This is a genomic window from Pseudothermotoga sp. U03pept, assembly GCF_051235805.1.
Lineage (GTDB): Bacteria > Thermotogota > Thermotogae > Thermotogales > DSM-5069 > Pseudothermotoga_B.
On record NZ_JBPNXV010000001.1, the window covers coordinates 1,459,605 to 1,481,074 of the forward strand.

The following is a 21,470-nucleotide window of genomic DNA, read 5'->3' on the forward strand; positions in this document are numbered from 1 at the left end:
GTGCTGTTTTGGAATACAGACAAACTCTGAATCTTCCAAATACCAATTTTCCAATGCGTGCAAATCTTGTTGAGAAGGAGCCGAGCATTCTTGAAAGATGGGAAAAGATGAATGTATATGAGTACGTGCAAAGACAAAGAGAGAACAGTCCCACCTTTGTTCTTCACGATGGACCACCCTACGCCAACGGAGATATCCACATTGGAACGGCTATGAACAAGATTTTGAAAGATGTCGTTGTGAGATACAAAGTTTTGAGAGGTTTCAGATCACCTTATGTCCCAGGATGGGACACTCATGGTTTGCCCATCGAGCACAAAGTAACAACGAAACTCGGTGAAAAGGTTAGATCAATGACGCCGACGGAAATCAGAAAGGCGTGTGAAAAGTTCGCACGAGAGCAAATAGAAATACAGAAAAAGCAATTTCAGAGACTTGGAGTTATCGGTGACTGGAAGAACTACTACGCAACACTCACACCGGAGTACGAGTACAAGATCTACGAGGTCTTTGAGAAACTTGTCGCTGAAGGTTATGTCTACAGGGCAAGAAAACCCGTCTTGTGGTGTCACAACTGTCGTACGGCGCTGGCTCAAGCCGAGATAGAATACCATGATCATTCATCTCCATCGATATATGTGAAGTTCAAGATGAAAGACTCTGACGAGTATATAGTGATTTGGACAACTACACCTTGGACACTTCCTGGAAACACTGGCATCGCAGTTCACCCAGATCACAGATACGTGAAGGTTCGTGTTGGCAACGAAGTTTGGATCTTGGCAGAAAAGCTTTTAGGCAGCGCGATGAGCGAGATGAACGTTGAGAATTACGAGGTAATACAGAGTTTTGATGGCAGTTCACTTGAAGGGAAGCTGGCTGTTCATCCTCTGTTTGACAGAGTTTCTCGTATAATCGTTGCTGATTTCGTGGACATGGAGACTGGCACTGGTTGTGTTCACATTGCACCAGGTCATGGTGAGGAAGACTATCAGTACGGCCATCTCGTCCATGGGCTTGATGTCATATCACCAGTTGATGAGAACGGCGTTTTCACTCAAGAGGCTGGAAAATATGCCGGAATGCACATCGAAAAGGCAAATAAGATAATAACGGAAGACTTGAAGAAAAACGGTTCTCTGTTGAAAGAGACCAGGATAACACACTCTTACCCGCACTGCTGGAGATGCAAGAAGCCCGTTATCTTTAGAGCAACGGAACAGTGGTTTGTCTCGGTCGAGAAGAATAATCTGAGAAATGAGGTTATCAAAAACATAGACAAGGTGAGGTGGATTCCAGCCTGGGGAAAGAACAGAATCACCGCAATGATGGAAGAAAGACCAGACTGGTGTATCTCAAGACAACGTGTTTGGGGTACTCCCATTCCGGCTTTCAAATGTGAAGATTGCCAAGAAGCAATTCTCGATGTGAAGATCATTCACCACTTTGCACAGATAGTCAAAGAAAAGGGCACAAATGCCTGGTTCGAGATGGAAGAAAGAGAACTCTTGCCAGAAGGATATGTCTGTCCAAGATGTGGCTCAACGAAACTCAAGAAGACTTTCGACACCCTTGATGTGTGGATAGACTCTGGTTCATCCTTTGAGGCAGTTTTGACAACTCGGCCAGAACTTACCTTCCCAGCTGATATGTACCTTGAGGGAAGTGATCAGCACAGAGGTTGGTTTAACTCATCGTTAGTTTTGTCGGTAGTCAAACACGATACGCCCCCGTACAAAACAGTCTTGACACACGGCTTCATAAAAGATGAAGAAGGAAAAAAGATGAGTAAGTCGCTCGGTAATGTGGTTGATCCGCTTGAAGTCTGCTCGAAATACGGTGCCGATGTGCTCAGACTTTGGCTTGCGAGCAGTGACTATTTCAACGATATACGAATATCTCAAAACATAATAATGCAGCAGGTTGAGGTCTACAAAAAGATCAGGAACACATTCAGATATCTTTTAGGCAATCTGGACGACTTTTCGCAGATGGATCTGGTTTCATTCGATCAGTTGTTGCCGATAGACAAATGGGCAATGGGCAGACTTCAGGAGATCATCAAAAACGTAACTGAGTCCTATGAAAGTTATGAGTTTTCCAAGGTTTACAACATTCTGGTGAAGTATTGTTCTGTTGAGCTGAGTGCCGTTTATCTGGACATAATAAAAGACAGACTCTATGTAGAATCAAAGAATTCTTTGGCAAGAAGGTCAGCTCAGACGGTTCTGTACCACATATTGAAGTCACTCTTGGTCATGCTCTCACCTATTCTCGCTTTCACCTGTGAAGAAGCCTATGAACACTTCAAGTGCCAGCGAGAAAAGTTTTTGACCGTTCAGGTTGAGAGATGGCCAGAATATCAAGAAAAATGGATTGATCAGGAAGTGATGAATGACTTTGAAGAGCTCATGAAGGTTCGTGACCACGTATTGAAAGCGCTTGAAGAAGTGAGGCAATCTGGTGTGATCGGTCATTCATTAGATGCAAAAGTTGTGATAAGGTCAAATTCCGAGAAAATCCGCACGTTGCTTGAAAAGTATGCCCAGCACTTGGAGGAACTTTTCATTGTATCACAGGTAGAGGTTCACGATGCTGACGGTGAACTTGAAGTTGAAGTGCAGAAGGCTTTGGGTGAAAAATGCGATAGATGCTGGAAGTACCACCCACTGACTGGGCATGATCAAGAGTTCCCAACCACCTGTCCAAGGTGTGCGAGCATTTTGAGATCGCAGAAAGGATGAAAGCGAATGATAGAGCTTTCTGGTTTAGTAACAGATGCCTTCAGCAAGAAGGCATCTGATATTCATCTGTGTGCAGACAGTCCTCCTGTGTACAGAATAAATGGACTTCTGATCGCCCAAGAAAATTTCGGTGTTGTCAGTGAAATCGATCTCATGTCAGCAATAGAGTCACTGTTTGAAAAGATTGACTTCAAACCGGACTTCAGCAAGAGAGAAATCGATTTTGCTTTCAGTGTTGGAGATCAAGTTAGGGTACGCGGCAATTTGTATTACGAAAGGCGTAAACCCGCGCTCGCTTTGAGGTTGATAACCAGAAAGATCAGAACTTTCGGAGAACTTGGCTTACCAGAAATATTGAAAGATTTCACCGAAAGGGATTCTGGTTTAATACTCGTTGCTGGACCAACTGGTAGTGGAAAATCAACCACTCTTGCAGCGATGATAGACTACATTAACGAGAATCATCCGTATCACATCATCACAATAGAAGATCCTATCGAATACCTTTTCACCAATAAAAAATCGTTTATACACCAAAGAGAACTTGGTCAGGATACGAACAGCTTTTACGATGGTCTGAAATACGCCTTGAGGCAAGATCCCGATGTGATACTCGTTGGTGAAATGAGAGATCTTGAAACGATGGCACTTGCACTCACTGCGGCAGAAACGGGTCATTTGGTTTTCAGCACAATTCACACAAACAGTGCAGCAAGTGCACCGGAAAGGGTCATAGATGTCTTTCCGGCGCATCAACAAAAACAGATTGCACTTCAGCTTGCGAACACGCTCGTTGCAATAATCTATCAAAGACTACTGCCCCGTGCTGATGGCAAAGGAATGGTTCCCCTTCTGGAAATTCTCGTTGGCACTGCTGCAGTCAAAAACTTGATAAGAGAAAACAAACTCCACCAGATAGAGTCCATTATGCAAACCAGTGCAAAACAAGGAATGGTTCTCTTTGATGACGCACTTTTCAGAGCGTATGCAAACGGTTTCATCAGCAAAGAACAGATCTACGAGTATGCGAGAAATCCAGAGGAAATGAGGAGAAGGATAGGATGATAGACATAATAGATTCAGCTGTTAAGAGGATCGTAGAGAGAGTGAGCGAGCTTGAAAAGGAACTGGCAAACTCACACCTTCAGCCTGAGCAGATAAAATCCCTGTCTGTTGAGTATTCAAATCTGAAAGAAATACTCTATACCTATCAACAATTGCAATCTGCATCTGAAGAAATCGATTTCTGGCAACAAGCTCTCCAAGAAGATCCCACTCTTGAAGGTGAACTTGAAAAGGCAAAAAGAGAGTACGAAAGAAAGATGGCTCAACTGATCTCGCAACTTCTTCCAACCAAAGACTACAACAATGTGATCGTAGAGATTAGGGCTGGTACAGGCGGAGAGGAGGCGGCTTTGTTTGCCTCTGACTTGTACCGTATGTACACAAGATTTGCAGAAAGAAAGGGTTGGGAAGTTGAGCTTTATGATTTTCATGACACTGGACTTGGCGGCTTCAAGGAAATCGTCTTTCTGATAAAGGGGAGATCGGCTTACAAACTTCTCCGGCTTGAGAGTGGTGTTCACAGAGTGCAGAGAATTCCTGTGACTGAATCTTCTGGAAGAATCCACACCTCGACGGCGACAGTCGCTGTTCTGCCTGAAGTTTCAGATGTCGAAATTCACATAGATCCAAAGGAAATAAGAGTTGATACTTTCAAAGCCTCTGGTCATGGCGGACAATATGTCAACAAAACTGAGTCCGCGGTGAGAATTACTCACCTTCCGACTGGTTTGATTGTCTCGTGCCAAAGTGAGAGATCGCAACATCAGAATCGCGAAAAGGCTCTATCAATACTCCGTGCAAAGCTGTATGAGATTGAACAAGAAAAAATTTCCACAGAACTGTCTCAACAGAGAAAAAACCAGATAGGCAATGCAGAAAGAAGTGAAAAAATAAGGACCTACAATTTCCCTCAGAATCGAGTAACCGACCATCGAATAAACTACACAATCTACAGATTAAAAGACGTTTTAGACGGTGATCTCGATGAGTTGATCACGAAACTACTCGAAAATGAACTGGTCAAACAATTGACTGAAAAGAGTTTGACTTCTCAGCGATAGGTGTTCACCGCAAGTTTCTTGTAAATCATATCCACAAGTGGTTTGAGATCACTTTTCGCAGCCTCTTTCGAATACTCGTACAGCAGCATATCAGTGTACCATTTCTCTGCCGAACTCTTGTGTATCAAGTCAGATTGTGGGATTGAGTTGTACATTTTCTTGAAAACGTCGTAGAAGATCGATCCAACGAACTCAGAACAGGCATTCCACAGAGGATCTTTCCGTTGCAGATTCACAGGGGAAACCATCACATCACCACCAAATCAGCAAGCAGTACACCGGCATTGTGCATCGTCTGTAGAATGGCTATGATATCCTGCGGTTTCGCACCAAGACTTTTGAGAGCCTCCACCAACGACGATATCGTTGCATCGGTTTGTCCCTCTGAGACTACTTTCCCATTCTTCACGCTTATGTTGAAAATGCCATATGAAAGTGTGAAGTCCAATACCTTGACATTACCACCAAAAACAACGGTTCCAGTCTTCTCGTTAATGACAACCTTTGCCGGTTGATCAACTGAAACCTCTATCTCTTCGACGAGAGACAAAAAGGTAACGACATCGTCCTCGAAGCCAGAGGGAACCTGTGTTTTTATCGAAGAAGCATCGATTGCCTTAGCGATCTTTCTGTCGAAGGTTGTGTTTATAGCCTGAGCTACTCTCGCGGCTGTGGTAAAATCAGGTCTTCTCAGCAAAATGGTCACGGTGTTTGAGTCAACAAAATCAAAGGGAATCTCTTTTTCGACTATTGCACCATTTGGAATATAGCCCACAACTTTGTACTTGTTTTGCAAGTTTGCAGAGACCTTCACATCGACTCCACCAAGACCAACATTTCCTTGAGCTACTGCATAGACGTTCCCATCCGCACCGTACAATGGCGTTTGAACCAAGAAGCCTCCTTCCAAGGACTTCGCATCCCCGATCGAAGCCACAATCACATCCAATCTCATACCCTCTTTGTAAAAAGGCGGGATATCTGCCAAAACCATGACAAGAGCGCTATTTCTCGTTTTCAGATCGGTTGATTCTATGCTTATGTTGAATGTCCTTGCCATATTTGACAACAGCGTTGAGTTAACCTTACCAGAATCACCACTGCCATTCAAGCCAACTACTACACCAACTCCGAAGAGTTGGTTATCGCGTGCCCCTCTAAAAATCGCTATGTCTTTTATGCGAGTAGCACCAAAGATCTGTGTGAAAGCAAGAACAATGAAAATCAGCGAGATCTTCCTCATCATCTCACCTCACAAGAACCACTTAGCTATCGCTGAAAGTATGTAATCAAGCCAGGATTCTTGATCTGGGTTCTGTCTGAAGACCAGTTGACCGTTCACCCATATCTGGCAGTTCGCAATCTTCGAGGAATCAACGGTGTTATTTGAAGCTATGTCGTCTGGTCTTATAGTTCCCCTTATCATTATCTCACTCAATTGTTCGCCAACTTTGAGCTTCTTGTTGCCTTCCACAACGAGGTTACCATTCTGAAGATCAACAACAACGGCAGAAATTGTGAGTGTAACCGTCGAACTCATCTCAGCTGATCTTTCTTTCGTTGAGTTGTTGTTTATGGGTATGAATTTAGAAAGATCAAACTGAGTTATGTTCTTCACCGCACCAGTGAAAAGGTTCAGCAAGGCGTTTTCAAAAGCTGTGTCTTGGCTGGCAGAATTTATCTTTGGTGTCTCTTTCACAACAATCGTTACTATATCCCCAATTCTGCTTGCCTTGCGATCAGCAATGATGTTTTTGAATTGATTATTCGTTGAAGTATTCCACAGAGAACTACCTAAACTAACCATGACTTGCAATAGGAGAAAAACGATCAGAAATTTCTTCATCTTTTCAACTCCCCATGACATGTACAGTCATATCTTCCTTCAGTACACCCTGTATCAGTAGTCCGGTCGATATATTTCTCGCCTTTATTAGATCACCAAAGTTTGCATCGTGAAGAAGCCTGACGAATGTTGTTACGGCAACCGAGCCAATCTGCGCCGTTGCCAATAATGTCTGACCTGCCTTGACATCTGGCGCCTTTGCCGTGTAGGTCAGGTCTATTGGCTCGCCTTCTCTGAACATCTTCTTAGCAATCTTTCCAACGACCAGTTCTTCTTTCTCGGTAAACTGTGCTCTCAAGTTCAGGACATTGACCAGTGCTAAAACTACATCGTTTTGGGATATCATTTCACCGCTCTTTATCGTTCTACAAGCGACGACAATATTCCTTAAGATCATGACTTCAGCGGTAGCTTGAAGATATCCTGAAAAAGATTCATTGTGAAACAGTTTGATGAGAAGACTTGCTTTGCCGTTGGAAAGGCTCCAAGAAAGTATCTCAAAATTATCAGCTTGAGGAGGGTTGCTCTTGAATTGAACGTTGGTAACGGTCGCATCTTTGCCAAGTTGCAATAACAAATAGCTTTCAATGGACTTCTTCAAACTTTGAGAGAGATCGTTACCAAAAACCAATGATGCAACAATCAAAAAGACCAATATAAACTTTTTCACTTCTTCCACCCTTTCTCAATCAGAGAAAGGCGGATGCGCATCCGCAAAAAGAAAGAACTACCTCTTGAGTGTGGAAACGGTTTGGAGCATACTGTCAGCAGTTTGTATCGTTCTTGCATTCAGCTCATAAGCCCTCTGAGCTGTGATCATGTCCACCATTTCCTTGACCACGTCTACGTTTGATTTCTCAAGATAACCTTGCTGGAGGGCTCCAAAACCATCTTGATTAGGCGTACCTTCTATCGCTTCACCGGAAGCTGTTGTATCCATAAAGAGGTTGTCACCAATCGATTTCAAACCAGAAGGATTCACAAATCTCACAAGTGTTATCGTACCAAGGTTCTGTATGGTTCCATCTTGCATTTCCACTGAGAAAATTCCATCAGGAGAGATGTTGATCGCCACTGCATCAGCCGGTACAACGATATTCGGAATCAATGCCAATCCATTAGCAGTAACAACTGTACCCTGACTGTCTATCTTGAAAGAACCATCTCTGGTATAGGCAGTCCTACCATCTTGCAACTGTATGCGGAAGAAACCATCACCAGTTATCGCAACATCGAGTGCGTTTCCAGTGTGTTCCATGCTGCCCAAGGAAAAGATCCTTGTTGTCGCTGCTAATCTCGCACCATGACCAAAGTAGATACCTGTTGGTATAGTTGAGTTGACAGCTGTGGGAGTACCAGCGTTCTTGTAGTATTGGTACACAAGATCTTGAAACTCCGCACGAACTTTTTTGTAACTCGTTGTATCAACGTTGGCAAGATTGTTCGAGACTGTATCAAGTTTGTACTGTTGTGCCCACATTCCAGTTGCCGCTGAGTACAGTGAAACCATCATCTTAGAGCACCTCCTGTTATCTCAAAGAACCTACTTGGTTCATCAGCTTGGACAGCATCTCATCTTCTGCTACAACAACCTTCTGCGATATTTCAAGATGTCTCTGAGCTTCGATCAGTTTTGTCATCTCCATAAGGGCGTTTACATTTGATAGTTCCACATAGCCGGACAAAATCCTAAAATCTTGTGCGGCAACTGGCTCGCCACTCTCCTCAGTTGGTTCAAAAAGTGTGTAGCCAACCTTTCTGAGATTCGAAGGATCTTCAAAGATGAATACAGCAACTCTTGTCACAACATTGTTGAACCTGTCTTTGACATAACCATCCTGATCGATGTTGAAACCGTCTGAAAACCTTATTGGCTGACCGTCTTGGTCCATCAACCTCAGTCCATCGGCGTTCACAAGATATCCTTCAGTGTCTAACTTGAAGTTCCCAGCTCGAGTGTAGTAGATAGCATTCTGTCCAATTAACCCAAAATAACCATCAGAGTCTATTGCAAGGTCAAGTGGATTGGACGTCTGCTGAAATATCCCACGAGAGGTATCAAGGTAAACATCATCCAGAACGGCGCTATAGGTTAAGTTGCCAATAGGTTGATTTCTGTTAGGCAATGCGTAAATCGCTCTATCATCGTAAGCTCTGAAGGTGGTTCTGTCCTTCTTGTAACCAGTGGTCTCGATATTCGCAAGATTGTTTGCCGTCGTATCGAGCTTTGCCACGTCGAGTAACATCCCCATTGCTGCAGAATAGATACCCCTTATCACCAAATCACCTCGTATAAGAAGTCGCAACAACCTTCAAAAGTTCAGGATCATCAAGCAATATTCCAGTGCCTTTTGCCACACATGTTATTGGATCCTCGGCTATGATTGTCTTGACTCCGAGTTCCTCAGACATCAGCAAGTCAAGACCTCTTGTAAGCGCACCTCCACCTGTTAGAATGATTCCTTGGTTTATGATGTCGGCTGCCAGTTCCGGTGGAGTTTTCTCCAAGACCATCTTTATCCTTCCTATGATCGTTTCAATGAGCGGCTTGAGTGTCTCCATTACGTCCTCTGAATTTATCTTGTCCGTTCTCGGCAGACCCGTTACCGCATCTCTTCCTTTGATTTCCATTTCATATGTTTCCATGGAATGATGAACTTTTCCTATTTTTATCTTCACACTCTCTGCGGTGGGTTCACCTATCACCAAACCATATTTTCTTCTCACATGCCTGACGATTGCTTCATCCATTGCATCACCGGCTATTTTTATCGAGTCACCAACGACAACACCACCAAGACTTATCACTGCAATATCTGTCGTTCCACCACCAATGTCGACGACCATACTTCCTTCTGATTTCGTCACCTCGATCCCAGCACCAATCGCTGCAGCAAGCGGCTCGGAAATGACATGTACCTTTCTTGCTCCAGCATTCAATGCAGCCTCGAAGACAGCCCTCTTTTCGACACTCGTGGCTTTTGTGGGAATTCCTATCACAAGTTCTGGTTTGAAAAGAAATGACTTCTTCACAGTGCGATTTATGAATTCTTTGATTACAGCTTCAATAGTCTTATAATCGGCAATGACTCCATCTTTCATCGGCTTAACTGCTCTATAGTAATCTGGAGTCTTGCCGAGCATCTTTTTAGCCTCTTCACCGATCGCGACTATCTCGCCTGTTTTTTCAGAAATTGCAACGACAGATGGTTCGAAGATCACTATGCCTTTCCCTCTTTGATAAACGATGAAACTTGCCGTACCAAGATCTATGCCCAAGTCACCTTTTGGCATCAGAACGACCTCCTTGAACTCTCCTGCATCATTTGAGGAGATACTTTGGTGTGCCTGGCGGGAGTTGAACCCGCAACCTCTGGATCCGGAGTCCAGCGCTCTATCCGTTTGAGCTACAGGCACAGAATTTTACCAGAGGGTCTTAGAAAAACTCTGAACTCCTCGCAATCCCCTCCTGCAACGATGATATCAAATGGTGCTGAGTTTTCCAACTGTGTGCGGTCTCTCTCCACGTGAAAACCACGCTTGTAAAACAAGTATGCGTAATATGGATCAACCTGATAGACAACGCAATCTTCATCTCTGGCAACTCTGGTGTCGGAAAGATTGGCTATCAAGATCTTCCCAACCAAGCTTTTCAACTCAGCGATCTTTTCATCGTTCAACCTTGACGGTGGTTTTATCTCGTATCGATTGCGATCCGAAGAGATGAACCTATCAAAGATTTCCGCCGCACTCAGACGGTCAACATCCTTACTACCCTTGAAGATCTTGCTGCTCAATCTTTCATCGATCATGTAGACAGACTTACCATACTTCTTGTGGAGTTTCTCTGCGAAAGCTATGACTCTGAATGTCTGCTTTGAATATCTTCCACTCATTGAGAACGGTAGTCCAACCACATAGGCTTCAACATCTGGGAACTTAGAGAGCTCCGAAAAAAGCTTTTCTCTTTGGACAGTCCATAGCTTTGCAACTAGTTTTTCGCCTAAGGCTAAGCCACACCTTGCCTCACCATAATCTATTGCCAGAAACATCAGATCACCGTTTTCACATTTGCCAAGGCTCTGTAGATACCTTTAACACGCTGAGTCAGCAAAGGTTTTGTTATGCCTTCAAAATAGGCAAATTCAAGTTCTCTTTCCATTATCCTCACGGGCTTTCTTGAAAAACGCAGATGACTCAGTATTATTTCTTCACCAACAAATGTTGCACCCAAGTCTCTGAGAATGCTCATAATTATCTTCGCATAAGACTGAGTTTTGAGATAACCAGACTCAACGAGTATTTCATTCAGATCACGTTGGTTTATTCTTTCGCCTCTGATCTTGGTCAATATTTCATCGAGTATCTTTTCAGAGGGAAAGAGTTCCTCCAAGTCTGCTTCTCTTTCTTTCACACTTTCGCTCGTAAAGCACAGATCGAGAAGCTGATTGTCACCATCGGTAGAAAGGACATCGAGTATTTCAAACAAGGTGAACGGCGCATCAATAATCGCGATCTCTGCTTCTTGACCAAGCATGGTTGGTAAACCGTCGGTATTCGTCGAACTTATTAGTTTTCCGAATTTCTTCTTCTTGAGACAGTTAACAACATTGAGACGTTGACCTGGTCTCAATGTGTGTGAGTATATGATCACTTCTTTGTCCTTCCATCTGTCTTTGAATCTCTTGAAAAACTCTGCGAGCTTGCGTTGGTCGGAGAATAAGAAACAAGAAGCATCGTTGATAACCGAATCAATGTCTCCAGAAAGGTCAGTAAGCCCGTAATTCGGCTTCAAAGACTTCTCATAGGCTGTTTCGAAACCAACTGCAGTGGCAAAGTTGAGCAGATCGTCTGGGTTCTTAACACTCAGTGCGACGAACTTGTCGATATTTTCCCTCACAAGTTGTAGAAATTCGGAAATTTGGCGGTTCTGCTGAAAAACTTTGAAATGCGCTAATTCATTCACGACAAACAAATCATACTGACTCATTATTCTGTCCTTTTCATCCAAGAAATATGAAACTGTCATGAAGGTGAATCTCTCAAGACTATTCCTGTTGAGTGAATTCGCATAAGATAACTTACCTTGAACATGTCTCAAAAGACTCTGGTGAACGTGTGATGAAACGATGTTGTTTATTGAAATCACAGCACACTTAAGATCGACTTTTTCTTTCAGCCATAAGAGAAAAGCGTTTCTTGTTCTCAGATCGAGTATAAAGAATCTTCCAGGCTTCAGTTCAGAAAAGAGACGATCAAAGTGCAGCCATCTCTGCGCGATTTCATTCTCTTCAGTAGATTGACAGCTCTTCTTGGGAAGAGAGAGATCTATGACGTTCAGCGATAAGGAACCTCTGCCATTCCTTATGCTGAAGACTATATCCAAATTCGTCGATTCATAGCTCGGTTTTTCCAACAAATAACCCAATCCAAAACCGAGAGCCTCAATCTTCCGACCGTTGATGACAAATCCCATCTTCACATTTGAATGACTCTGTCCAAAAGTTCTCAAAAATTCTGCAGATATGTTCTTAGATAGAAAGATCGGTTCGGGGTTACCGTGCCCAAAAGGCTCGAGCATCTGCATGTCTAACAACATCTGATCGTTTATTTGCTCTAACTGGATTTCATGATCAACCTCTATCACGTCAAAGGTTTCTCTGACTGGTATCTTGCAACTCCTCAAAGCTTCAATGAAGCTGTCTATACTGTCACTGCTCAAGCTGAAACCAACTGCCAAAGGATGACCACCGAATTCTTTGAAATGAGACGACAGAGGCTGTAGCAGTTCGATCAAATTGATTTCCGGTACACTCCTTGCAGAACCACGAGCAATATCTTCAGATTCCGAGATGACCATCACAGGCCTACCATACCGATGAACCAGTCTCGTTGCGACGATGCCAATAACCCCTACATGCCAACCACTGCCCCTGACGACGATCAATGGATCCTTTTGTAATTCATATTCCTCTATCTGTTCAACAGCGTGCGCAAAGATATCTGCCTCTATTTCCTGACGTGCGGTGTTGTACTCGAAAAGTAGGTCTACTAACCTCTCTGCAACTGTTATATCTTGAGCTATGAGCAGTTGAAAAGCGTCGTCGGCTGAGTCTAACCTCCCAGCTGCGTTCAGTTTAGGTGCTACTCTATAGCCTATATCACGTGAGTCTGGTTCAACAATACCAAGCCTCGCAAAAAGCAAAGATAAGCCAGGTCTCTTAGTATTTCTGAGCCTGCGTAAACCTTCCTTCACTATGAAACGGTTCTCATCGACTAATTTGACCATATCTGCCACAGTACCAAGTGCAACTAACTCAAGGAGATCGAAGAATTGTTCTCTTTCAATCCCAAGCTCTTGTGCAAGCGCACATATCAATTTGAAAGCTACACTCACACCAGCGAGATCTTTGAAGGGATAAGGATCATCTGGCCTTTTTGGATCTATGATCGCTGCGGCTCTTGGGAGTTCTTCACCCACTTCATGGTGGTCGGTCACAATTACAGGACATCCGAGTGAGTTCGCAAAATCGATAGCTTCAAAAGCTGTGATACCACAATCTACAGTAACAATTATTCCTTTAGATTTTCTACAAAATTGATCTATAACAGAGGGTTGTATCCCGTAACCTTCATCCATCCTTTTTGGGATGTAATACTCCGTTCTCCAGCCGAATCGTTCGAGAAATTCCTTCAGGACTGCCACTCCTGTTATTCCATCCACGTCGTAGTCTCCGTAGACCAGCACGGGCAAATCTTCACTCTTGGCTTTCAGCAAAAGAAGAACGGCACGGTCCATATCTTTGAGTAAGAAAGGATCGTGCAGATGAGCTATATTCGGGTTCAGAAACTCAAAAACCTGCTGGGGTTCCTTAAAACCTCTGTTGATGAGTAATCTGGCAAGAAATGGACTTATCGTTAGACTGTTACACAGCAACTCAATTTGTTGCTGATCAACCTGCTTTACTATCCACCTCACAATCGCCAACTGCCTTTTTATAGTATTAATTATATTAAACCACATTTTTCGTTTCCGTTGACATTCAGAACTAAAAACAGTCGGCTGAGCTATTTCCCGTACAACTTTTTCAGTTCTCTCACCTCGAAAATACCGTTGACTTTGGATTTTCTGATAGCAGAGATCTCCGCCCTAAAAGCTTCTATTGTTGTGAGGTATGGCACTTTGTTTTTCACTGCACAAGTTCTTATTTTGTATCCCAGGCTACGCTTGTCCTCAAAGTTCAATGAGGCTCTTAAGCCTATCTTGTCTTGTAAACTATCTCGAGTTCTGTTAGGCGATTGAGTTATCAAAACTAAATCCACTTTTCTCTGTTCGATGAGGTCAATGACATCTGGCCTACCTTCCCCAACCTTTGGCACATACTTAGCCGGTATTCCTGCAGAATTCAGCGATCTTGAAGTACCATTGGTTGCATAGATTTCGAATCCAAGATCGTAGAGGTATGACACCAGCGGTATGATCTCTCTCTTGTCTCTATCCCTCACGGTCACAAGAATTGCCTTTTTGGGTAGAGGACTGAAAGCAGATATCTGAGCCTTTGCGAAGGCTTCAGCAAAATCTTCACCAATTCCCATGACTTCACCAGTGGAACGCATCTCGGGTCCAAGTAGCGTATCAGTTCCAGGGAATCTGTTGAACGGAATGACCACTTCCTTGACCGAATAATATCTGGGCCAAGGTGTGGGCAAGATCCCACTACCATCCAAGAGGTCTGCGTATCTATATCTTGTGGGATAGGGCCAGTACTCTGACAACAAATCGATCAACTTTCTCCCAAGTAACACTTTCGCTGCCAGTTTTGCTATTGGTATCCCTATTGCCTTACTCACGAAAGGAAAAGTTCTCGAAGCCCTTGGATTTAATTCGAGTATGTATATCTGCTCGTTCTTGATAGCCAGTTGAACATTTGCTGGTCCAATGAGCTTCAACGCTTTCACCAATCTATAGATTGTCGACTCTATCGACGAAATCATATCTTCGGATAGACTAACAGGAGGCAGGACACAGGCCGAATCACCTGAGTGTACACCAGCCTCTTCTATTTGTTCCATCAAACCCGCTATCCAGACATTCTCACCATCGGACAGCAGATCCACATCGAGTTCGGTGGCATCTTCCAAAAATTTGTCTATTATCAGGGGATATCCAGGTGAGACAAGAGCGGCTTGTGTTACGTACTTGATCAGTTCTTGCTCAGAATCTACGACTGCCATAGCTCTGCCACCAAGTACATAGCTCGGTCTGACAAGCACAGGGTAGTTTATCGTCTTTGCTGATCTCAAAGCATCTTCAACGCATGTGACAACGGCAAAGGGCGGCGTTTTCAAATGCAGTTCTTCGAGTAGCTTGGCAAACCTCTCTCTGTTTTCAGTGACCTCAACGAGCTCAAAGGTTGTTCCTATGAGTTTAACTCCCTCTCTTACCAGTTCACTGGCTATCTTCAGCGGAGTCTGTCCTCCAAAGGAAATGACAACGCCTTGAGGTCTTTCATTGTCAATTATTTCAAGAATATCCTCAACGGTTAACGGTTCAAAATAGAGTCTATCTGAGATGTCGTAATCAGTGGATACAGTCTCTGGATTCGAATTGATCATTACGACTTCATAGCCTTCTTCTTGAAAAGCCCAAACGGCGTGGACATTCGCGTAATCAAATTCTATTCCTTGCCCTATTCTGTTTGGCCCCGAACCCAGAACAATAATCTTTTTCCTCTCACTGAGAACCATTTCATTCTCAGAACCGTTGTACGTTGAATAGAAATAAGCAGTACTCGCCTCAAATTCACCTGCACAGGTGTCAACCATCTTGTAGACAGGCCTGATGCCATGAATTTTTCTGAACTGACGGACATCTTTTTCGTCACAGTTGAAGATCTCAGCAAGTTCTCTGTCTGAAAACCCCCACTGTTTTGCTTTTTTCAACAAAGAGGGATCTTTCATGCCATCTTTTCTGAGATCTTTCTCAAAATCCATGATCTGCTTTATTTCATTCAAGAACCATCTATCGATACGCGTTAGACGATAGACTTCTTCGACAGAGATTCCTTTTCTAAAAGCAGCAAAGATGTACGAAATTCTATCTGCAGTGGGATTTGCCAGATACTCTCTCAGATGTTCAAGATCGAGCTTTGGTGTGATGTCTAATTCAAGGGATCTGATAGCCTTTCCCAAAGCCTCTTTGAAAGTCCTACCTATCGCCATTATCTCTCCTACCGATTTCATCTGTGTGTTCAATTTTGGATCTGCGCCTGGGAACTTTTCCACTTGAAATCTCGGTATTTTGACAACAACGTAGTCTATGGAAGGTTCAAAGGCTGCCGTTGTCTTGGTTGTGATGTAATTCATTATCTCATCGAGATTAAAGCCAACTGCAGTGAGAGCAGCGAGTTTCGCAATAGGGTATCCCGTTGCCTTTGAAGCGAGAGCTGAAGATCTCGAAACCCTTGGGTTCATCTCTATGACCACCATTCTTCCGGTCTCAGGTTCTACCGCAAACTGGATATTACATCCCCCTGTTTTAATACCAATCGCATCTAAAGCCTTCTTTGCCGTATCTCTCATCTGCTGATATTCAACATCGCTCAAGGTCTGCATTGGAGCTACGGTGATTGAATCACCGGTGTGAATTCCCATGGGATCAAAGTTCTCTATAGGGCAGACGACGATGAAATTCGATTTACTGTCTCTCATCACTTCAAGTTCATATTCTTTCCATCCAATTACAGACTCTTCAATCAGCACTGTGTGAGACGGACTTTCAATCAACCCGTTTGCCACAATTGTCTTGAGTTCTTCTGTGTTGTAAGCTATGCCTCCGCCTGTTCCGCCGAGGGTGAAACTCGGTCTGATGACCACTGGGTAACCCAACTCTTGTGCAACCTCAAGAGCATCTGTGATCTTTGAGACCACCCTACTTTTCAGGACTTCTAAGCCTGATTTTTTCATCGCCTCTTTGAACAGTTCTCTGTCTTCTGCCAAGCGTATTGTTTCTACATCCACACCGATCAATTTGACTTTGTGCTTTTCCAAAATACCTTTTTCGTGAAGTTCAACGGCAAGATTCAAAGCCGTTTGACCACCGAGTGTAGCGAGAAGCGCATCCACTTTTTCTTTTTCTATGACTTTTTCTACATACTCAACTGTCAGAGGTTCTATATAAACTGCATCAGATAGATCTGGATCTGTCATTATCGTTGCGGAATTCGAATTGACAACAACAACCTCATAACCAACCTCCTTGAGTGCCTTCAAAGCTTGAGTACCAGAGTAATCGAACTCCGCAGCCTGTCCTATCGTTATGGGACCTGATCCTATTACCAGTATTCTGTGTATATCGTTTCTCTTCGGCATTCGATCACCTCGAAAGAACAAGCCTCATGAAATCTACAAAGAAATCTTTCGCATCATGCGGGCCAGCAGATGCTTCCGGATGAAATTGGACACAGAAGGCAGGGTAATCAACTAACTTGAGCCCTTCAACTGTGCCGTCGTTCAAAGACAGATGAGTTATCTTGACTCTGAATCCCTCCGTGCTCTTGCCCACAAGATCTTTGAGGCTCTGTGTTTTTTCAAAAACAAAACCAGGATCTTGATCTTTGTTCTTTATTCCATCGATACCAATACTCTCTGGATCTACTGCGAAACCGTGATTCTGAGTTGTTATCATGACTTTTTGTGTTTCAAGATCTTTCACAGGATGATTGGTTCCTCGATGCCCAAATTTCATCTTGTAAGTGCTTGCTCCAACTGCAAGTGCCAACAGTTGATGCCCTAAACATATTCCAGCAAGAGGCATTCTGTGCGCGAGGATCTGCTTTATGAGTACTATAGTTCTGTCAAGAACCGCAGGATTCCCAGGACCATTCGAAACCAACACCCCATTGACTTTGAGTCTTTTGAGATCTTCAAAATCGATTGTATACGGCAGCAAAACAACTGAGGCTCCAAGCCTCTCGAGCTCTCTTATTATGCCTTTCTTGCAACCACAATCTACAACTGCCACTTTCCAACCGTACTCATGATGACTGTCTTCAACGACCTCTACGGAGACATTCTTTACAAGATCGATGTCGTCTATCTTCTGCATGAACTTCAACTTACCAGCCAAAGAGATGGGGTCTAAGTCCTGTGTGGATATTGCACCGTTTACCACACCTTTGTCTCTTATCTTTCTTATGAGCATTCGTGTATCAATACCTTCGATGGCTACTATCTTATTTTCCCTCAGATAATCAACAAGAGACTTTGTTGCTCTGTGATTCGAAGGTTTCTCGACATTCCTGTAGACTACAAAACCTGCAACCTTGACAGTATTTGATTCCATGTCTGAATCGTTTATTCCGTAGATACCAATCTCTGGATAGGACATGATGACAATTTGTCCAGTGTAGGAGGGATCAGTGAGCACTTCTTGATAACCCGTCATGGCCGTGTTGAAAACCAGTTCACCGAAGACCTCACCCTCAGCAGCGAAACTACTTCCGTAGAAATAGCTTCCATCCTCGAGAACTAACAAAGCCCTCTTCATCTCAAAATTCCTCCAAGGTTTTTCTGATGACCTGAATAGCTTCCTTCATCTGACTCTTTTTGACTGTGAGAGGCGGTAATAATCTGATCGTGTTGTTCCCCGCCACAGCTACTAAGAGCCCATTTTGAACACACCTTTCTGCGAAATCCTTTGCTGAGATATTGTTCAGCTCAATTCCAATCATCAAACCAATTCCTCTTATATCCTTTACTTTCTCCTGGTATCGCTTTTTCACCTCTTGCAGTCCCTTCTTCAAAGAATTCCCAAGTTCTTGGACTCTCTCAAGAAAGCCCTCGGTGAGGAGACTTTCCATTACAGCAATGCCGACGCTGCAAGCAAGTGGGTTACCACCAAAGGTTGAACCATGATCGCCAGGCTCAAAGACATCAGCTCTCTCGCTTGCAATCACAGCACCGATGGGTATCCCGCCACCAAGACCCTTTGCCAAAGTGAGTACATCTGGTTTCACACCGTAATGATCGAAAGCGAAGAGTTTCCCCGTTCTTCCCATACCAGATTGAACTTCATCAAAGATCAACAAGGCGTCAAATTCATCGCACAGTTTTCTAACTTCCTGTAGAAAGGTCTTTGTGGCAACTTGAATACCACTTTCGCCTTGTATGGGTTCAACTATCACGGCACAGACTTCCTTGGAGATTTTCAACCTCAGAGAATCGATGTTGTTGAACTCAAAGTAGTCAAAGCCATTCACAAGCGGTGTGAAATCTCTTTGATATTTTTCTTGACCGGTGGCACTCAAAGAACCATATGTTCTACCATGAAAAGAATCTTTTGCGGAGAGAATTCTATATTTCTCGGGTGAGATCCTTCTTCCATACTTTCTCGCAAGTTTTATCGCAGCTTCGTTTGCCTCTGTACCGCTGTTTGCGAAGAACACTTTGCCACCTATGGAGTTTTCAGATAAGATAGTCGCAAGTTTCATCTGTGGCTCATTCCAATATAGATTTGAGCAGTGTATTAGCTTCTTCGCTTGGTCTTTGAGGGCTTTGAGTACTATTGGATGTGAATGCCCCAGAATATTCACGGCAATACCCGCAGCGAAATCAAGATACAGCTTGCCTTCTCTATCCCACACCAGTGTGCCCTTTCCATGTTCGAGCACGATCTGAAATCTACTGTAGGTATTCATCAAATGATTCATTTTTTTCACCCTCTCAGCCGTTTTTGATCATCGTTCCAACACCTTCGAGTGTAAAAACTTCCAAGAGCAACGACAGATGATCATTTCCATTTATGATGTGTACGCTTCTCACATTCGATCTCAAGGCATCGATAGCACATTGTATCTTGGGTATCATGCCACCTTCCACAACCTTTTCTTCCAGCAAGAGCTGTGCGTCTCTAACTGTAAGATAGCTGATCAGTTTTCCATCTTTAAGAACACCGTCGACGTCTGTGAGAAGCAACAGTTTCTCGGCGCACAGACTTTTTGCTATCTCGGCAGCTGCTGTGTCGGCATTTATGTTGTAAGATCTACCTTCTTCACCAAAGCCGATGGGTGCTATCACGGGTATGTAGTCTTTGCTCAAGAGAACCTCGACAAGTTCTGTGTCAACCTTCTCGATTTTTCCAACATAACCTATGTCACCATTGCTCAAGTCCTTTGAAGTAAACAAGAAACTTGCGTCCTTTCCAGAAATCCCAACGGCTTTCGCTCCTTCATTGTTCAGGCTCGTAACTATCTCTTTGTTCATCTTTCCGAGAACCATTTCAACCACATGCATAGTTTTTTCATCTGTTACTCTGTAACCATTGCTGAAAGCCACCTTCATTCCGAGTTGATTCATCATCTGCGTGATCTCAGGTCCACCACCATGAACCACAACGGGCTTTATGCCCATGTACTTCAGGAGTACTACACTCTTTGCAAAGAGCTTTTTTGAATCTTCATTTTTCACCACATTTCCACCGATCTTTATCACGAAAATTCTGTTGTGAAACTCTCTCAGAAATGGCAGAATTTCAAAAAGTACCTGCAGTTTTTCTCTCATGTCCTATACCTCCCGTTGATTTGAATGTATTTCTCAGTCAAATCACAACCCCAAGCGGTTGCTTTTGAATTCCCGCAGTTCATATCAATCTTCAAGAAAATCTTTGTGGAACTGAGTATCTGTTTTGCAATTTGCTCGTCGAAGTAGACACCTTTACCGTTTTGAAAAACAGTTATACTTTTTCTTCCATTGGACAGATGAAGATCTACCTTTGAGATATCGAAGACCATGCCTGAGTAACCAGCTGCGGCAATAATCCTTCCCCAGTTTGGATCTTCGCCATAGATCGCTGTCTTCACGAGGTTTGAGGAAACTACGCTCCTTGCTATCTTTTTGGCACTCTCTTCATCAGATGCGTTGATCACTTCAACTTGAATCAACTTAGTGGCTCCTTCACCGTCTTCAACTATCTTTCTTGCGAGCTCAATGTTGACCTCATCAAAAGCATTTTCAAAATGACAGTACTGTTCTGTCCCTTCTACTATTTCTTCATTTTGCGCCATGCCATTGGCAAGCACTATGACACTGTCGTTCGTACTCGTGTCTCTGTCGACATCGATCATGTTATAGCTCTTGTCAACGGAGTTTTTCAGAATCTTTTTCAAGGCGTTGTGTGAGATCTTCGCGTCTGTGAAAATGAAAGAGAGCATTGTAGCAAGATTGGGGTGAATCATTCCAGAACCTTTTGCAATCCCAAGAATTCTAACAGTTTTCCCTTTCAATTCCACTTCGCGGTAACTCAATTTGATTGCCGTATCGGTAGTCATTATTGCTTCTGCAAACTGTATCGGATCATCTTGAAGCAAACTGACAGCCTTCTGCATGCCATTTTCTATCTTCTCGATAGGCAATTGCACACCGATTACACCCGTAGACGCAACGACAACGCTCTGTGGTTCTATTCCAAGTTCTTCTGCTACCTTTTTAGCCATTCTTACAACATTTTTGGCTCCTTCCTCACCTGTACAGGCGTTAGCATTACCACTGTTCACAACAACAGCCCTTATACCTTCTGGGTTTTGTTCTAATACTTCTTTGTCATAGATCACAGGCGCAGCCTTGACTGTATTCGTTGTGAACATACCACACGCTGTACACATTGTTTGTGAAAATGCAATTGCCAGGTCTTTCTTACACTTCTTGATTCCGCAGTAAATCCCTACAAACTTGAAGCCTTTCGGTACACTCAGAACC

The 21,470-nt window shown here is 43.4% G+C and carries 17 protein-coding genes and 1 tRNA gene; 3 read left to right on the forward strand and 15 right to left on the reverse strand.

Going from position 1 to position 21,470, the window contains the following annotated elements; translation table 11 throughout:
• Window positions 1-8: 8 nt before the first annotated feature.
• From ileS to prfA, 3 genes are read left to right on the forward strand one after another with little or no spacing between them, the layout of a single operon-like run.
• The gene (gene ileS / locus ACSFC1_RS07230) at window positions 9-2,744 is read left to right on the forward strand and encodes an isoleucine--tRNA ligase (protein WP_435565433.1); all 2,736 of its coding nucleotides are present in this window, start codon (window positions 9-11) and stop codon (window positions 2,742-2,744) included.
• Between the two features lie 6 nt (window positions 2,745-2,750).
• Entirely contained in the window at window positions 2,751-3,809 is a 1,059-nt protein-coding gene (locus ACSFC1_RS07235; RefSeq protein ID WP_435565434.1) for a type IV pilus twitching motility protein PilT, read from the forward strand.
• A complete protein-coding gene (gene prfA, locus ACSFC1_RS07240) occupies window positions 3,806-4,870 on the forward strand; it encodes a peptide chain release factor 1 (protein WP_435565435.1) in 1,065 nt (354 codons plus the stop codon). Before ACSFC1_RS07235 ends, prfA begins: the two co-directional genes overlap by 4 nt.
• On the opposite strand, the gene ACSFC1_RS07245 is transcribed toward prfA, so the two are convergent.
• The 15 genes from ACSFC1_RS07245 to argJ form a co-directional block, all read right to left on the reverse strand.
• Window positions 4,861-5,118, reverse strand: a complete 258-nt coding sequence (locus tag ACSFC1_RS07245) for a rod-binding protein (RefSeq protein WP_435565436.1) — start codon at window positions 5,116-5,118, stop codon at window positions 4,861-4,863. The two genes, prfA and ACSFC1_RS07245, sit on opposite strands and share 10 nt — an antisense overlap.
• Window positions 5,118-6,116, reverse strand: a complete 999-nt coding sequence (locus ACSFC1_RS07250; protein WP_435565437.1) for a flagellar basal body P-ring protein FlgI — start codon at window positions 6,114-6,116, stop codon at window positions 5,118-5,120. Before ACSFC1_RS07250 ends, ACSFC1_RS07245 begins: the two co-directional genes overlap by 1 nt.
• 6 nt (window positions 6,117-6,122) lie before the next feature.
• Window positions 6,123-6,716, reverse strand: coding sequence for a flagellar basal body L-ring protein FlgH (locus ACSFC1_RS07255; protein ID WP_435565438.1), 594 nt, complete (start codon window positions 6,714-6,716; stop codon window positions 6,123-6,125).
• Window positions 6,717-6,720: 4 nt separating this feature from the next.
• Window positions 6,721-7,386 (reverse strand): flagellar basal body P-ring formation chaperone FlgA, encoded by a 666-nt coding sequence (flgA, locus tag ACSFC1_RS07260; RefSeq protein WP_435565439.1) that lies wholly within the window; start codon window positions 7,384-7,386, stop codon window positions 6,721-6,723.
• Between the two features lie 57 nt (window positions 7,387-7,443).
• Entirely contained in the window at window positions 7,444-8,229 is a 786-nt protein-coding gene (flgG, locus tag ACSFC1_RS07265) for a flagellar basal-body rod protein FlgG (RefSeq protein WP_435565440.1), read from the reverse strand.
• A gap of 16 nt (window positions 8,230-8,245) precedes the next feature.
• Complete coding sequence (locus ACSFC1_RS07270; protein ID WP_435565441.1) at window positions 8,246-8,995, reverse strand: flagellar hook-basal body protein; 750 nt, start codon at window positions 8,993-8,995, stop codon at window positions 8,246-8,248.
• A gap of 4 nt (window positions 8,996-8,999) precedes the next feature.
• The gene (locus ACSFC1_RS07275; protein WP_435565442.1) at window positions 9,000-10,010 is read right to left on the reverse strand and encodes a rod shape-determining protein; all 1,011 of its coding nucleotides are present in this window, start codon (window positions 10,008-10,010) and stop codon (window positions 9,000-9,002) included.
• 46 nt (window positions 10,011-10,056) lie between these two features.
• Window positions 10,057-10,133, reverse strand: a tRNA-Arg gene (locus ACSFC1_RS07280).
• A complete protein-coding gene (locus tag ACSFC1_RS07285) occupies window positions 10,124-10,768 on the reverse strand; it encodes a RuvX/YqgF family protein (RefSeq protein ID WP_435565443.1) in 645 nt (214 codons plus the stop codon). The genes ACSFC1_RS07280 and ACSFC1_RS07285 overlap by 10 nt, the downstream gene beginning before the upstream one ends.
• Window positions 10,768-13,695, reverse strand: coding sequence for a single-stranded-DNA-specific exonuclease RecJ (gene recJ / locus ACSFC1_RS07290; protein ID WP_435565444.1), 2,928 nt, complete (start codon window positions 13,693-13,695; stop codon window positions 10,768-10,770). The genes ACSFC1_RS07285 and recJ overlap by 1 nt, the downstream gene beginning before the upstream one ends.
• Before the next feature lie 89 nt (window positions 13,696-13,784).
• Window positions 13,785-17,087 (reverse strand): carbamoyl-phosphate synthase large subunit, encoded by a 3,303-nt coding sequence (gene carB, locus ACSFC1_RS07295; protein ID WP_435565445.1) that lies wholly within the window; start codon window positions 17,085-17,087, stop codon window positions 13,785-13,787.
• Between the two features lie 4 nt (window positions 17,088-17,091).
• A complete protein-coding gene (carA, locus tag ACSFC1_RS07300) occupies window positions 17,092-18,264 on the reverse strand; it encodes a glutamine-hydrolyzing carbamoyl-phosphate synthase small subunit (protein WP_435565446.1) in 1,173 nt (390 codons plus the stop codon).
• A 1-nt stretch (window position 18,265) separates the two neighbouring features.
• Window positions 18,266-19,426 (reverse strand): acetylornithine transaminase, encoded by a 1,161-nt coding sequence (locus ACSFC1_RS07305; RefSeq protein ID WP_435565447.1) that lies wholly within the window; start codon window positions 19,424-19,426, stop codon window positions 18,266-18,268.
• Window positions 19,427-19,439: 13 nt separating this feature from the next.
• The gene (argB, locus tag ACSFC1_RS07310; protein ID WP_435565448.1) at window positions 19,440-20,276 is read right to left on the reverse strand and encodes an acetylglutamate kinase; all 837 of its coding nucleotides are present in this window, start codon (window positions 20,274-20,276) and stop codon (window positions 19,440-19,442) included.
• Window positions 20,273-21,466 carry a bifunctional glutamate N-acetyltransferase/amino-acid acetyltransferase ArgJ gene (gene argJ / locus ACSFC1_RS07315; protein ID WP_435566010.1) on the reverse strand — a complete coding sequence of 398 codons (1,194 nt, stop codon included), beginning with the start codon at window positions 21,464-21,466 and terminating at the stop codon, window positions 20,273-20,275. Before argJ ends, argB begins: the two co-directional genes overlap by 4 nt.
• Between the last annotated feature and the right edge of the window lie 4 nt (window positions 21,467-21,470).